Source organism: Mesorhizobium sp. URHB0026 (assembly GCF_054059755.1).
Map to the genome: position 1 here is coordinate 1,984,793 of NZ_JBSSCN010000001.1, position 14,238 is coordinate 1,999,030.

General features: G+C 63.1%; 15 protein-coding genes and 1 riboswitch. Of the genes, 5 read left to right on the top strand and 10 right to left on the bottom strand.

Annotation, left to right across the window (positions count from 1 at the left end; translation table 11 throughout):
• The gene (gene arfB, locus ACVWWD_RS10070) at positions 1 to 438 is read left to right on the top strand and encodes an alternative ribosome rescue aminoacyl-tRNA hydrolase ArfB (protein ID WP_023772347.1); all 438 of its coding nucleotides are present in this window, start codon (positions 1 to 3) and stop codon (positions 436 to 438) included.
• 474 nt (positions 439 to 912) lie between these two features.
• A complete protein-coding gene (locus ACVWWD_RS10075; RefSeq protein WP_352552428.1) occupies positions 913 to 1,542 on the top strand; it encodes an alpha-ketoglutarate-dependent dioxygenase AlkB family protein in 630 nt (209 codons plus the stop codon).
• A gap of 59 nt (positions 1,543 to 1,601) precedes the next feature.
• On the opposite strand, the gene ACVWWD_RS10080 is transcribed toward ACVWWD_RS10075, so the two are convergent.
• The 7 genes from ACVWWD_RS10080 to ACVWWD_RS10110 form a co-directional block, all read right to left on the bottom strand.
• Positions 1,602 to 3,086 (bottom strand): nucleotidyltransferase family protein, encoded by a 1,485-nt coding sequence (locus tag ACVWWD_RS10080; protein ID WP_352552430.1) that lies wholly within the window; start codon positions 3,084 to 3,086, stop codon positions 1,602 to 1,604.
• Positions 3,086 to 3,763 carry a glycosyltransferase family 2 protein gene (locus ACVWWD_RS10085; protein WP_023772351.1) on the bottom strand — a complete coding sequence of 226 codons (678 nt, stop codon included), beginning with the start codon at positions 3,761 to 3,763 and terminating at the stop codon, positions 3,086 to 3,088. Before ACVWWD_RS10085 ends, ACVWWD_RS10080 begins: the two co-directional genes overlap by 1 nt.
• A 1-nt stretch (position 3,764) precedes the next feature.
• On the bottom strand, positions 3,765 to 4,517 hold the full coding sequence (locus ACVWWD_RS10090; protein ID WP_352552433.1) for a glycosyltransferase family 2 protein: 753 nt from the start codon (positions 4,515 to 4,517) through the stop codon (positions 3,765 to 3,767).
• The gene (locus ACVWWD_RS10095; RefSeq protein ID WP_352552435.1) at positions 4,514 to 5,560 is read right to left on the bottom strand and encodes a serine kinase; all 1,047 of its coding nucleotides are present in this window, start codon (positions 5,558 to 5,560) and stop codon (positions 4,514 to 4,516) included. Before ACVWWD_RS10095 ends, ACVWWD_RS10090 begins: the two co-directional genes overlap by 4 nt.
• A gap of 32 nt (positions 5,561 to 5,592) precedes the next feature.
• Positions 5,593 to 6,024, bottom strand: a complete 432-nt coding sequence (locus ACVWWD_RS10100; protein WP_023781753.1) for a PqqD family peptide modification chaperone — start codon at positions 6,022 to 6,024, stop codon at positions 5,593 to 5,595.
• A gap of 141 nt (positions 6,025 to 6,165) precedes the next feature.
• Positions 6,166 to 7,266, bottom strand: coding sequence for a hybrid-cluster NAD(P)-dependent oxidoreductase (locus ACVWWD_RS10105; protein ID WP_352552437.1), 1,101 nt, complete (start codon positions 7,264 to 7,266; stop codon positions 6,166 to 6,168).
• 76 nt (positions 7,267 to 7,342) lie between these two features.
• Positions 7,343 to 8,590 (bottom strand): aromatic ring-hydroxylating oxygenase subunit alpha, encoded by a 1,248-nt coding sequence (locus tag ACVWWD_RS10110; protein ID WP_352552439.1) that lies wholly within the window; start codon positions 8,588 to 8,590, stop codon positions 7,343 to 7,345.
• A 113-nt stretch (positions 8,591 to 8,703) separates the two neighbouring features.
• Positions 8,704 to 8,905, bottom strand: a riboswitch (cobalamin riboswitch).
• Between the two features lie 493 nt (positions 8,906 to 9,398).
• On the opposite strand from ACVWWD_RS10110, the gene ACVWWD_RS10115 reads away from it, so the two are divergent.
• From ACVWWD_RS10115 to ACVWWD_RS10125, 3 genes are all read left to right on the top strand, one after another.
• Positions 9,399 to 9,599, top strand: a complete 201-nt coding sequence (locus tag ACVWWD_RS10115) for a DUF680 domain-containing protein (RefSeq protein ID WP_023772357.1) — start codon at positions 9,399 to 9,401, stop codon at positions 9,597 to 9,599.
• Positions 9,600 to 9,667: 68 nt separating this feature from the next.
• A complete protein-coding gene (locus tag ACVWWD_RS10120; RefSeq protein ID WP_023772358.1) occupies positions 9,668 to 9,874 on the top strand; it encodes a DUF680 domain-containing protein in 207 nt (68 codons plus the stop codon).
• A 70-nt stretch (positions 9,875 to 9,944) separates the two neighbouring features.
• Positions 9,945 to 10,193: a DUF680 domain-containing protein gene (locus tag ACVWWD_RS10125; RefSeq protein WP_352552442.1), complete on the top strand. Its 249-nt coding sequence runs from the start codon at positions 9,945 to 9,947 to the stop codon at positions 10,191 to 10,193.
• A gap of 78 nt (positions 10,194 to 10,271) precedes the next feature.
• Here ACVWWD_RS10125 and ACVWWD_RS10130 read toward each other — a convergent pair whose 3' ends face one another.
• The 3 genes from ACVWWD_RS10130 to ACVWWD_RS10140 are packed head-to-tail and all read right to left on the bottom strand — an operon-like array spanning position 10,272 to position 14,237.
• Complete coding sequence (locus ACVWWD_RS10130; protein WP_023772360.1) at positions 10,272 to 11,384, bottom strand: ABC transporter ATP-binding protein; 1,113 nt, start codon at positions 11,382 to 11,384, stop codon at positions 10,272 to 10,274.
• Positions 11,385 to 11,413: 29 nt separating this feature from the next.
• Positions 11,414 to 13,078 (bottom strand): beta-galactosidase BglA, encoded by a 1,665-nt coding sequence (bglA, locus tag ACVWWD_RS10135; protein WP_352553730.1) that lies wholly within the window; start codon positions 13,076 to 13,078, stop codon positions 11,414 to 11,416.
• 4 nt (positions 13,079 to 13,082) lie between these two features.
• Positions 13,083 to 14,237, bottom strand: a complete 1,155-nt coding sequence (locus ACVWWD_RS10140) for a carbohydrate ABC transporter permease (RefSeq protein WP_352553732.1) — start codon at positions 14,235 to 14,237, stop codon at positions 13,083 to 13,085.
• Position 14,238: the final 1 nt, after the last annotated feature.

A 14,238-nucleotide genomic window follows, 5' to 3' on the forward strand; every position in this document is an offset into this window, starting at 1 on the left:
ATGCCGATCGACGACGACCTCATCATATCTGGCGAAGCCGTGATCCACCCGGGCGACCTGCACGAGGATTTCATCCGCTCGTCCGGTCCCGGCGGCCAGAACGTCAACAAGGTGGCGACGGCGGTGCAGCTTCGCTTCGACGCGCGGAACGCCGAGGGCCTGTCGGACCGCGTACGCGAGCGGACCATAAAATTTGCCGGCCAGCGCGCCACCAAGGATGGTGTCATCATCATCGAGGCCGGACGCTTTCGCACGCAGGAGCAGAACCGCGCCGATGCGCGGGCCAGGCTGACGGCACTGGTCGCCAAGGCCGCCGAACCGCCGCCGCCGCCGCGCAAGAAGACACGGCCGTCGAAAGGCGCGGTCGAGCGTCGGCTGAAGAGCAAGGCCGGGCGCGGTACGATCAAGAAGCTGCGCGGTCGCGTGGAGAACGACTAAGCAACACGCAAATCGTGCCCGCAAAACCACTTTCAATTTTGCATTGCGGATGTGAGGTTTCCCTTCCGTCGGCAACACGCCGCGCGTCCGAAAGGTGCTGGCGTTGCCTTTACCAGAGACGCTTCAGCGAAGCCGTGATGTTGCGGCCCTGGTCCTGTAGCTATAACCCGAGTTGCACACCGTCGCGCGGTCGTCGGCAATGTTGCGGACGGCGAAAGCGGCCGAGACACCTTCCTACCTCTTGTCGGTGCCGCCGAGATCGTAGGAGCGCCGAGGCATCGAGATAGACGGCGGCATCGTTCTTGGCGGTGTTTGACGTGTCGGTATGTTAGTCATCTTTATTCGTCAACCGCCCATCTGGCCAAGACGAATTCATCGCTGCCCTCCCTGGTAAAAACCACCACCGCTTTCGGGTCGCCGTTTTCGTCTGGCGGTGGCATGCTGAGGCTCCGAACCATTCTCATGAGCCAACCCATGCTCGTTCTGCCCAAAGGCATCCGTCACATTCCGGCCCATCTGTCCCGCGCCGTCCAGGAGACGCTGGTCGAGGAGGTGAGAAGCATTGTCCAGCAGGCGCCGCTGTTCGTGCCGGCCATGCCTCGGACCGGCAAGGAGATGAGCGTGCGCATGACCAATTGCGGTCCGCTCGGCTGGGTCACCGACAAGGAACGCGGCTATCGCTACCAGCCGACGCATCCGCTGACCGGAGAGCCGTGGCCGCCTATCCCCGACAGTCTGCTCGACCTGTGGCGGCAGGTGTCGGGCTATCCCAATCCACCGCAGGCCTGCCTGGTCAATTTCTACACGCCGGAAGCCAAGATGGGCCTGCATCAGGATCGCGACGAGGCCGATTTCTCAGCACCGGTCGTCTCCGTCTCGCTGGGTGACGATTGCCTGTTCAGGGTCGGCCAGACAACCCGCGATGGCGCCACCAAATCGTTCAGGCTCAAAAGCGGCGATGTCGTCGTGATTGGCGGCGAGGGCCGTCTTGCCTTCCATGGCGTCGACCGCATCTACCCTTCGACCTCGGCGCTGCTCAAGAACGGCGGCAGGATCAATCTGACGTTGCGGCGGGTGACGAAGCCCGACAAGGGCGCCGTATAGGCGAGGGTTCGCGCCCCGCACGGCGCCGCCGACCTTTGGGCGACCAGCGATAGTTCAGTTCAGCGCAGCGGTGAAAAAATCGCCGAGACCAGATGGAAGGGCAATGCGCCGTAGGCGGCGACCGTCGCCTGATCGTCCCATTGGCGATACTGCCGGGACGGCCGCGCCTCCAGCGTCAGGGCATGCTGCCGGCCGTCGAACGTAACCTTGCCGCGAAAGCGCAGCACCCGCTCTCCACCAGACCGGCTGATGGCCATCGCACGCAGACGCGCGACGTGGTCGTCGCCCACATTGATCTCCATTTCGATGCGGCGCCGGACCGGCGGGACGCTGATCCTGATCGTGATGTCCAGCATCATCTCCCCTGCCGTCGCGGGGCACGGTATGGTCTGCGAGAAGGCCGGGGGCGACTGTCCTTCCAGCGGTTCGCGAGGTGCCTGCCTGCCGCGCCATGCTCTGCCGCGCCATGCCCTGGCGGGCGGCTCCTGCCGCAGCCGCCCGCTCTTGCGTCTCAGCCGCAACTGCTTGGCGAAGCCGCGCGACAGCCAGGTCAGCCTGCCAAAGTCGGTTCGCGGCTTGGCCTGCAGCAATGCCGACCAGCGTGCAAGGCCGGTGCGGTCGGCCATGACCAGCACGCGCGCCAGCACCCTGTCAGGCACCGTCACGCCAACATCGAGCGCAAGGTAGGAAAGCGCCACCGCCGCGGCAACGGCAAGGCCACGCCTGGCGACGACATCGAGGAACACGTCCCAGTCGACGCCGCCGGCGCGAATGGCCACCGCGCAATCGACCAGCCAATCGCTGTGGGTGTGGGCATCGAGCCCGCCATGCGCGATGGCGAGCGCGATGCGATCCGCAGGCGACGGCACCAGCACGCCGACACCGCTGAATTCGGCCGCCGCCGCGCGCTGCCAGATCGCCTGGTCATCCTCGTCGCTTTGCTGCGAACCGTCATAGGCAAGCTGGTGCAGATCGATATCGCCATAACTGCCCTTGAAAAAATTCATCGAGCGTAGCGACGCCAGTCTTGTCCTCAGATACTGTGGGCTTACCCCGGTGGCGATCTGCCAGTCGCGGTCGCGCAGCACGCCGAACGCCGCCGATATATCCTGCGGCCGCACCAATATGTCGATGTCGTGCGCCACCCGGCCACGCTGCGCCGAGGCGTTCAAGGCAATGCGGCTGGCACCCTTGATCAGCATCACCAGGCAGCCGGAATCCGTCATCGCCTGCAGCGCCGGTTCGGCCTCGCGCATCGCCATGCGCGACTTGGTCCACAGCATCTTTTGCAGGCCGACAAGGCGCGGATAGGCGGAATGGCCGGCCAATTTCCGCCCGAACCGGTCGCAGATCGCGGCCAGCAGCCGATGTTCCCTGAAGGAGACGAGGTCTATGTCGTTCGCGCTTAGCCACTGCAAGGCGCAACCGGCGGCCGCGTCCTCATCGGCAAGAAGCGCGGCCTTGAGCAGTTGGTCGAGCCCGCCCGTCGGCCAGGACCAGCCATAGTCCGGGAAACGTCGGCTGATGCGGCGGATGCCCGCCATCAGCCCGCGCCGGCCTTGTTCCGGGCCCGTCGCAGCATGGCGAGCCGCGCCACTTCGAGATAGCCGCGGTCGCGCGCCGCATCGCGCCCGTAGGACAGGCTGCCGGGCCTGATGCGACGCAGCGCCAGCACCTCTTCCACCATGTCGAGGGCAAGGCCCGCCTCGCGTGCCCGCGCGATCCAGTCGATCATTTCGCCGCGGCCGCCCGGCGGATCGACGACTGGTCCGACGGTCTCGGCGACCTCGCGCCGGATCAGCATCGTGGTGCGGGACCAACCGGGTACGATCGCGTCCTCGGGAGCATCGGGCCGGTCATTGCGGAAGTTTCGCAAATGACAGAAGACGCCCGACGTTCCGGGATGTCTTTCGAGATGCGCGAGCTGTGTTTCGACCTTGCTCGGCAGCCACAGATCGTCGGCATCGAGCGTCGCAATGAGCGGCGTCGACAAGGCGGCGATGCCCCTGGTCGTGGCGCTGCCAGGTCCGGCATTTGCCTGGCGCAGCAATTGCAGCGGCAGGTCCGTTCCGCCGATCGCCGCCGCGAGATCGTCGTTGGATCCATCGTCGACGATGACCACCAGCTCGGGCCGCACTGTCTGCGCCGCGACCGATCGCAGCGTCTCGGCGATGGTGCCGCTGGCGTTGAAGGCCGGTATGACGACGCCATAGTTCCGCATGCTACATGAAGCGCCAGTTGGCGAGTTCTTTTACATCGAATATGCCTTCGATCCCGCGCAGTGAAGGGTCGGCCTTGCGCCGTTTCATCGATTTGTGGATGGCCCGCAAGAATTCCCGAAGGGATGTGTCGACTTGCTTCGTCATGTTGCCGGGATGACGTCGGTAGTAAAGCGATACGGTATCCGGCAGGACGAATCTGGGGCCGCTTTCAAAGGTGCGCAGCAAGTAGTCGGTGTCTTCGGCCTGGCCGAAGGCCTCGTCGAAGCCGCCGATCCGTTCAATGAGCTTACGCGAGAAAATGCCCGACGACAGATGAATTCCCCGCACGGTCATGCAATGGCTGCCGGGGCAGGGTTCCAGCAGATCGTCGTCGATGTGTTCGACCATCATCATCAGGGAATAGGTAAGCTCCAGAGCGGGGTCGGCGTCAAAGCATGCAATATCGGCCTTGAATCGTCCCGCGGGCGAGACATCGTCCGAATCGAGAAACGACACGAGCTCGGTTTCCGGCGTGAGCAGTCTGAGACCAGCGTTGCGGGCCCGCGTCACGCCCATGTTCTCTTGCCGGAAAAGGCGAATGCAGGCGTTCTCGGCCATCATCGAACGCACGGCCTCCGCCGACCCGTCGGTCGAGCCGTCGTCGATCACGATGATGTCGAGATCGGCGGCATCGTGCTGCCGCACGAGCGAGCGCAGCGCCGAGACGACATAGCGCTCGCGATTGTACACAGGCATGATCACGCTGAGCTTCACCGGGCGCCTCGTGTCAGGAAATCCTCGATTGTGCCAGCGATCTCTGCCGGGTCGGTGCCGAGGGACAATCGGAAGCACGGCAGGTGGCGCGCCAATTCGCTGAAGAAGCGAAAGCCGCTTTCGCGCTCGCCCGGCATCTGGGCGATGCCGGACGGCGCCAAGGCAATCATGGCATCCTTGCGCGACATCGGCATAATCGAACTTGCTCCGCCTCCGCTGATATGTGGCACCACCAGCGCGACGATGTCCAGCATGGTGGGCACCGGCCGAGGCGCGACATCATGAATATGGAACGTGTGCTTGCCTTGCCAGTTCAGCGGGCCTTGCGTCAGCCGCTGCCGCAGGCCCAGCCGAGCGAAACCTTCCGTGTCCTGCTTCAACGTCGAAAAAAGGGGGCGCGCGGTCACGCCGTCGGTGAGATCGATCAGCACATAGTCGTCGCCGACACTGTCGAGCCCGTTAAGCAGGCCGGCGACGACGGTGCCGGATTTCCCGGCCCCGCCCGAGCCGGCAAGCAGAATACCCTTGCCGTCGATGCCGAGCGTGCCGGCATGGGTCAGCCGCATGCCGCGCGCGGCATATTCCCAGTGCAGGAAGGCGCGCAGCGGTGCTCCAGGCTCCCAGGGCGGAAAGGCATCGGCCGAGGCCATCAGCTGCACGCCGACGCGGCGGTACGGATCGTAGACTTGCCAGAAATCCAGGTCGTGGAAATGGTGCCCGCGCAAACCGGCTTCGGCGAGCTGTTTGGCAAAACCGTGCTCGGTGAAATGGGCATCGCCCCAGTGCGCCGGCTCCGGGATGGCGTCAATGCCGGGATGCGCGATGAAGATGCGACCCGTGGACGGTGCCGGCTGATCATGCCCGGCCTCGACAAAAGCATGGCCCAATGCATCGGCAAGCACGCCGTGACCGAGATGCGCGGTCAGTTCAAGCCAGGGCAGGCGAACCTTTCGCATGGTCGGATAGCACGCGGCCGCGCCTTCAGCGGCGGCGATGAGATACCGGGCGTAATCCGGCAAGGTTTCGAGCGTGACGCGCGGCATCAATCGCCTTCCATCACGCTGCGGCCTCCCCGTCAGGAAGCCTGCTTGACCGCCGGCCAGCCGAGAGGTTCCTCGACCTCGTGGATGGGATCAACGACGATCAGGTCGGCGAGGTCGTCGTGAATGCTCACATTGAGCGGCTCGTTCGTGGCGGCAAGCTCGGCAGGCAAATCGCCCGGCAAAGGCCGCGCCGCCGCGTCCAAGCGCACCAGCAAACCCAATTCGAGCAATTGCGATATGAAGTGTTCGAGTTCGGCCTGGCCTATTGTCGAGCCGCCGGCGCTCAGTCCGACCAGGGCCTGGGCGTCCGCGCCGGATGAAAGCGCCTGCCACACCTTGCTGCCGGAATCGGAAAAGCCGAAATATTTGCCATTGGCAAGATTGAGCACCACGGCCTCGCCATCGAAAGATTCGAAAACGATATCCCGGCTCGCTACCGCATAGGCGTGGGAATCATGCGTCATTGTTGCCCCGTCCTGCATTTCCTGCCCGCCAGCAGGACCGCTTCCACCGACAACGCCTGTAAACTTTCAGGTCTTCCTTGGCAAGGTAACCTTTGCCGGCAACGCGGGACCATTTCCGGGATCAGTCGAAAGCGGGGCGGATCAAGCCTCGATTTCAAGCGGCGACAATGGCTTGGAACAACAGGCCAGGATGAAGCCATCATCGATCTCATGATCGAGGATGCCGCCATTGTGGCTCATCTCGACGCTGCCGGAGACTTTCTTCACCTTGCAAGTTCCGCACAGGCCGAATTCGCAGGCAGCCGGTATTCGCACGCCCGAGGCGCGCGCCGTCTGCAGCACGGTCTGGCCGGCGACACAATCGGCGTCGACATCCGAAAGCGCGAAGCGGATCGGCGTCGCGGCTTCGACGCAAATCGCCCCGCCGTCTTCAGCCGGCGAGGCAAACGGCGCCGGGATTTCCTCCACCGCCGGCGCGGCAAAGCTCTCCTGATGGTACTTTGCCATGTCGAACCCGGCGGCCTCCAGCATGCCGCGCACGGCGCGCATGAAGGGATCGGGGCCGCAGCAGAAGATTTCGCGTTCGCGGAAATCGGGCGCCAGGAGCGGCAGCCGGATGGCGTCGATGCGGCCCATATGGCCGTACCAGCCCTCGCGGCTCGACCGCTCCTCGATCATGAAGCCGAGCGACAGGCCCGGCATATGGCCGCCGAGTAGTTCGAGTTCCTTGCGAAAGATGATCTCTTCAGGGCGCCGCGCGCAATTGACGAATCCGACATCGGTCCATGGCGCGCAGTCGTTCAGCCAGCGCAGCATCGACATCATCGGCGTCACGCCCGAACCGGCCGAGATGAACAGGTATTTCGCCGCCGGGTGGCTGTGCAGCGAAAAGTCGCCGGCCGGTCCATAGGCCTTGACGTGCGAGCCGGGCGTCAGGTGATCGAACATCCAGCGTGTGCCGACGCTGCCCGCCTGCGCCTTCACCGTCACCGCGATCGAGAATGGTCGCGACGGCGATGATGACAGCGTGTAGGTGCGCATCAGCGGGCCGTCCGGTGTCGGCAATTCCAGCGTCACGAACTGGCCCGGCTTGTAGCGGAACCAGGTCTGGTTGTCCGAGCGGAAGGTGAAGGTCTTGACGTCGGGCGCCTCGTCGCTGACGCCGATCACTTCCAGCACCTGCAGCCTGTCGTTCCACGGCGCCATCTGGTCGAGATGGCGATAGAGGCCAAGATCAGTCATGGCGTTCATCCCTGCATACCTTTTCATTTTGCGCATGTCGTGATCCCAAAACGCTGCACGGTTTGGGCGAAATGCGCTAGGCGACACTGCGCAGAGCGGGCCGGCCGTCTTCGGAAAGCCGTGGGCCGATAAAGCGCGCGTACCAGTCGACGAACTGGATGACGCCGCCCTCGTGCAGCTCCGAATAGGGACCGGGCTCGTAGGCCGGCGACAGGATGCCGAAGGCGTTTTCCTCGACGATGCGGCGGTCCTGGTCGTTGGTCTCGGTCCAGACATGGGTGAGTTCGGGCAGATCGTAGTCAACGCCTTCCACCGCATCCTTGTGGACCAGCCATTTGGTCGTCACCGCTGTTTCCGTGGCGCTGACCGGCAGCACGCGGAACGTCACCGCATGATCCACGAGGATATGGTTCCAGGTTGTCGGGTAGTGATAGTGCATTAGCGTGCCGATCCGGTCGGCCGAGACGCTGTCGGACAGGTTCCTCTTCACCGCCCGCTTGCCGGTCATCGTGTAGCTCTGGGCATCGCGCAGCAGCGGCGCGCGGGTGGCGCGGTATTGTCCGGCCGGGTCGATCCGAAACTTGCTGGGCAGGCCAACAGCTTCGCACTTCGCCCAGTGGGCCAGCATCTCCGGGTCGTTGTCGGCGCCTTGCACGCCAGTCACGGTCGGCGCTTCCGGGAAGGTCTTGCACAGCTCAGGGTGGTTGCCCGCGCAATGGTAGCATTCGCGGTTGTTTTCCCAGACCAGCTTCCAGTTGCCCTTCTCGATGATCGTGCTCTCGAAGGCGATCTTGGCCTCGCTCAGCCGGTGCGGCTGGAGATAGGGCTCGATCATCGCCCGCATCGGCGCGAAGTCGGCGGGCTCCTTGGCCAGGCAGATGAAGACATAGCCGGCGACGCTTTCGCAGGCGACCGGCTTGAGCCCGAACTGGCTCTTGTCGAACCCATCGGCCATCTGGCGGGCGAACAGCAGCCGGCCGTCGAGTTCGTAGGTCCACTGGTGATAGGGACACACCAGCTTGGCGGCCATGCCCTTGTCGGTGTTGCAGACGCGGCTGCCGCGATGGCGGCAGGAATTGTGGAAGGCGTTGATCTTGCCCTGCTGATCGCGCACCAGCACGACCGGATAATCGCCGATCTGCACGGTGATGAAGCTGCCCGGCTTGGGCAACTCGCAATCATGGCCGATGAACAGCCAGTCGCGATACCAGATCAGCTCCATGTCCAGCTTGAAGTAGTCCGGGTCGGTATAGAAGGGCTGTTCCAGCGAAAGGCCCTGTCTGCGGCCGTTCAAAAGCCTCAGCATGTCGTTGCGCGCGTCCATGTCCTGTCCTCATTTTCAAGGACTGAACTGGTGGTGATGGAGGAAGGACTGGGCGCAAGCCGGCGAAAGCCGGACAACACCATCCGCCCCTTGACCGCCCACCGCGATCAGTCGAGTTCTAGCGATCTCGGGCTGGTTTCCGGGCTCTGGAGTTGTCCTGGCGGACCATCGCGACACCTTCCCAGGCTTTCGCCCAGTGGTCTCCCGTTGCGACTTGAACTCCACCACCGTTGCGGGGGCAGCGCCGGAATCTGACCGGCTTCCCAATTCTCCGCTCCGTCGTCACGCAGCGGCACCTGAGATGGCTTGATCTAATCACGACAGGGTTTGCGACATCGGCACGAAAGCGACATCGCATCCATGCGGCGCGACACGCATGCGGGATCGTCCCGGCATGATTGCCGCGGGGGGAATCGCCTCTTCTCGCCAGGCGCGCGCGGGCACCGTTTTCGACCCTCAGCCGGCCGGAAAAGGGTTAACGGTTTCGAAAAGTGACTATTAGCACAGTCTAAAATCGAACCGAACGGTTCGTTTCTGTTGACGGTGCGTGCAGGACAGTGTGAACGCCCAGCCCTCCGACACAGTTGGTGATCGGGTCGTCATCTTAGTCAACTACTTGATACCGAACAGAAAAATGAGACATGTAGAAGGCGTTGGTACAATTTCAAGTAGCAGAGTCATGGTCCACGCTGAACAACTTCGTGATTGGAAACGGCAAGGGGGCTCTCCCACATCGGGGCGGTCCGAACGACGCGATTCAATCCAAGACACGCCGCTAGACGGACGGGAAAAATACTGGAGTACAAAAATGAAAAAGATCATTCTCACTGCCGCCGCCCTTCTGGCGATTTCCGGCAGCGCCTTCGCTAGTAGCGACCATTATGGTTCGAACGCCGCGACCCCCGCGGCCACTGTCGACAGCTCCTACACCGCTTCGACCAAGAAGTCGGAGCCGGCTGCCCAGACGCCTGTGACGGGCGCCGACCACAACCTCTTCGGCAACAATTAATAATCATCTCCGGCACGCGGCGGGTGAACCTGCCGCGCCGGTGGACCCTACAATTCAGGAGTATTAAAATGAACAAGATCCTCTTTGCTGCCGCCGCCGTTCTGGCTCTCTCAGGCAGCGCTTTCGCCGGCAGCGACAACTATGGCTCCAACGGCGCCAACCAGGCTGCTGCTGCCTCCACCGACAATCCAAACACCGCGTCGATCGGCAAGTCGGCTCCGGCCACCTCGGCGCCTGTCCAGCAGGGCAGCGACCGCAACCTCTTCGGCCATTAATGGCCTCCCACGGCCGGTGGGCTTTTGCCCGCCGGTCCGCGGGACTTCCAAAATTCAGGAGTTACCTAAAATGAACAAGATCCTCATTGCCGCCGCCGCCGTTCTGGCCCTCTCCGGCAGCGCCTTCGCCGGCAGCGACAATTATGGCTCCAACGGCGCCAACCAGCCCACTGCTTCGTCGACTGTCAATGTCGATACGTCGCATACGGGTGCGATCCGCAACAGCGATTCGCCGGTCTACAAGCTGCTGAATTCGTCTGGCGACGTGCAGAAGCCGGCCCATCAGGGTGCCGATCGCAATCTCTTCGGCAACAACTAACCAGCCTGTGCAGACAAAAAGAGCGGCGGGCCATGCCCGCCGCTGCTTTTGTTTTTTGCGTTACCGGAACGGCCGTCTTCAGGCCGCCTTTGCTTCCGCTTCGTGGAGGGCAAAGGAGCGACCCTCCGCATCGAAGATATGGAGGTCGCCGGCATTGGCGGTCAGCCGCAGCGTCGAGCCGCGCTTGACCTCGACATTGCCCGGCAGCTTGGTCACCAGCGGCAGGTCGGCCCGGCCAATATCGACATAGACCAGCTGGACCTCGCCAAGCTGTTCGAGATAATCGACGCTCCCCTCGAACAGATAATCCGCACCGCTGGCGATCGCGAGATCTTCCGGCCGTACGCCGAAGCTGACCGCCGCTCCCTTTGCCGAAGCAGGTGTCGCGATCGGCACCGTCGCCTTTCGGCCGCCGACATGGCTGACGATGGTCGGGTTGCCCGTCTTGTCGACCGTCGCCGGCAGGATGTTCATGGCCGGCGAGCCGATGAACTGGGCGACGAAGAGGTTGCCTGGGTTCTTGTAGAGTTCCATGGGCGTGCCGACCTGCTCGATGTGCCCGTCCTTCAGCACGACGATCCGGTCGGCCAGCGTCATCGCCTCGACTTGGTCGTGCGTGACGTAGATCATGGTCGTGTTGGGCATCGATTCCTTGAGCTTGGCGATCTCGATGCGGGTGGCGACGCGCAATGCGGCGTCAAGGTTCGACAGCGGTTCGTCGAACAGGAACACCTTCGGATTGCGCACGATGGCGCGGCCGATGGCGACGCGCTGCCGCTGGCCGCCCGACATCGCCTTGGGCAGACGGTCCAGATATTTGGTCAGCTGCAGGATCTCGGCAGCTTGCCGAACCCTTTTGTCGATCTCGGCCTTGCTTTCCTTACCGATCTTCATCGAGAAGGCCATGTTGTCGTAGACGGTCATGTGCGGGTAGAGCGCATAGGACTGGAACACCATGGCGATGCCGCGCTTCGAGGGTGGCACGTCGTTGACCACCTGGCCGTCGATCTTGAGTTCACCCGACGTGATTTCCTCGAGCCCCGCGATCGAGCGCAGCAAGGTCGACTTGCCGCAGCCCGACGGGCCGACGAAGACGATGAACTCGCCCGATTTGATGTCGAGGTCGATGCCGTGGAGAATGTTGAGATTGCCATAGGACTTCTTCACTTGTCTCAAATTGACATCGGCCATTGGTTTCCTCCAGTGATTCCTCGGATGTTTCAGCCTATTCGTCCGAACCAGGCGCCATAGCCGCCGAGTTCGACCGACCCGGTGCTCGCCTGCCCGGAGAACCCGTGTCCCGGCAAAGGTTGCAGGGTTCGGTTGCCGAGGTCAACCTTCGCGGGCCTTGCGCCCAGATTGAAGACGCAGACGATCTCCTCATTACCCGACCGGCGGGTGAAGGCGACCGTGTCGCCCTGGCTTTCGATGAAGGCGATGTCCCCCTTGGCTAGCGCCGGATTGGCGCGGCGGAAGGCAAGAAAGCGCCGGTAATGTTCAAGCAGGGAGGTTTCGTCGCCTTGCTGCACGTTGACCGCCTGCCGCAGATGCGCGGCCGGCACCGGCAGCCAGGGTTTTGCCTGGGAGAAGCCGCCATTCCTGGCACTGCCATCCCACACCATGGGCGTGCGGCAGCCGTCGCGGCCCTTGAATTCAGGCCAGAAACGGATCCCGTAGGGATCCTGCAGATCCTCGAAGCGCAGATCGGCCTCGCCGAGGCCGAGTTCTTCGCCCTGGTAGATGCAGACCGAACCGCGCAGCGACATCAGCAATGCCGATATGACCTTGAGATAGGCCGACGGGTCGGCCTCGTTGGCGGCCCAGCGCGAGGCCGGTCGCATCACGTCATGATTGGAAAACGCCCAGCACGACCAGCCGTCGCTGGCCACCCGGCCAAAAGCTTCCAGCACCGAGCGGACCTTGGCGGCACTGATCTTTTCCGGGGCCAGGAAGTCGAAAGAATAGCACATATGCACGCGCTTGCCGCCGGCGGTATAGGCGGCGACCACGTCCAGCCCGCGTTGCGAATCGCCGACTTCGCCGACCGCCGCGGTCGCCGGGTACTCGTCGAGCAGCGCCCGGAAGCGCTCGAGGAAGGCGAGGTTTTCCGGTCGGCTCTTGTCGTAGATATGGTCCTGGTAGTTGTAGGGATTGACCGTCGGTGCGGTCTGGTCGTTGCGCTGTTCCGGCGGCAGCGGCGGGTTGTTTTCCAGCCCCTGGCTGTGGAAGTAAAAATTGATGGTGTCGAGGCGAAAGCCGTCGACGTCGCGCTCCAGCCAGAAGCGGGTGACGTCGAGCAGCGCGTCCTGGACCTGGCGGTTATGGAAGTTGAGGTCCGGCTGCTCGGCCAGGAAATTGTGCAGGTAGTACTGCTGGCGGCTGGTGTCCCATTGCCAGGCCGAGCCGCCAAAGATCGACAGCCAGTTGTTGGGCGGCGTGCCATCGGGTCTTGCATCCGCCCAGACATACCAGTCGGCCTTAGGATTGGTGCGGCTCGAGCGGCTTTCCTTGAACCAGGGGTGGATATCGGCGGTATGCGACAGCACCTCGTCGATCATCACCTTGAGGCCCAGTCGGTGCGCCTCCGCCGTCAATGCATCGAAATCCGCCAGCGTGCCGAACATCGGGTCGACGTCACAATAATCCGAGACGTCATAGCCGAAATCCTTCATTGGCGATTTGAAGAAAGGCGAGATCCAGATAGCATCCGCGCCAAGCGCGGCAATGTAGGGCAGCCTGCCGATGATGCCCTTGAGGTCGCCGATGCCATCGCCATTGGAATCCTGATAGCTGCGTGGATATATCTGGTAGATCACCGCGCCTCGCCACCAGTCGCGGTCGATGGCGGGGTCTGGTTTCGAAGTCGCCTTCAAAGCCGATTGCATGGTCTCAACCTCCTTTCACCGAGCCGGCCAGCAGCCCGCGGACGAAATAACGCTGCAGCGAGAAGAAGACGATCAGCGGCACGATGATCGTGATGAAGGCCGATGTCGTCAGGATCTCCCAGTTGCCGCCACGCGAGCCAAGCAGCGCATTGAGCTTGGCCGTCAGCACGATCTGATCGGGCGCCGTTCCGAGGAAAACCATTGCCACCAGGAGATCGTTCCATACCCACAGGAATTGGAAGATGGCGAAGGAGGCAAGCACCGGGAAGGACAGCGGGAGCACGATCTTGACGAAGATCTCGAAATCGCTGGCGCCGTCGATGCGCGCCGATTCCATGATCTCGCGCGGTAGCCCGGCAATATAGCTTCGCAAGAGATAGATGGCGAAGGGCAGGCCGAAGCCGGTATGCGCCAGCCAGATGCCGAGATAGGTCTTGGACGGCACGCCGAAGAACGTGCCGACGCCGTTGTAGAGCTTCAGGAGCGGAATGAGCGACATCTGCAGCGGCACCACCAGCAGGCCGATGACGACGGCGATCAGGAGCGCGCGGCCTGGAAAGCGCATCCAGGCCAGTGCGTAGGCCGCAAAGGCCGCGATCAGGATCGGGATGACGGTCGCCGGGATGGTGACCGTTAGCGAATTCATGAAGGAGCGGCCGATGCCTTCGGAAAACAGCACGGTCTGATAATTGTCGGTGGTGAATTTCGGCGGCGCCGACGAAGCGTAGTAGACGCGCTGGCCCCGGTCGCCCTCGAACGCCCTTGGCGAGGCCATGACGAAGCTGCCGTCCGCGTTGAGCCGCAGGGTCACCCCGTCACCGAGATCGGCTGATGTGCCGGCAGGATATTGCGTCGGTGCCGCCGCCTTGACGCCGAAGGCGCTTATCGCGCGCTTGGCCCCGTCGCCGAAGATGTTGCCCTGGAGAACGAACTTGCCGTCCTTTTCTACTTGTGTGGAGGCGGCCGGCAGTCGCCCGGCTTCTGTCTGGCTGGAACTGGCGAAGGAATTCCACCAACCCGAGGCGATGATCTGGTCCTTGTCGCGCAGCGACGAGACGAGGATGCCGAGCGTGGGGATGGTCCAGATCACCACGAAGACGAGCACCGCGATATGGACGCCGAAACGGCTGGCGAAGGAATTTCCGGTCGCGACGGCCATC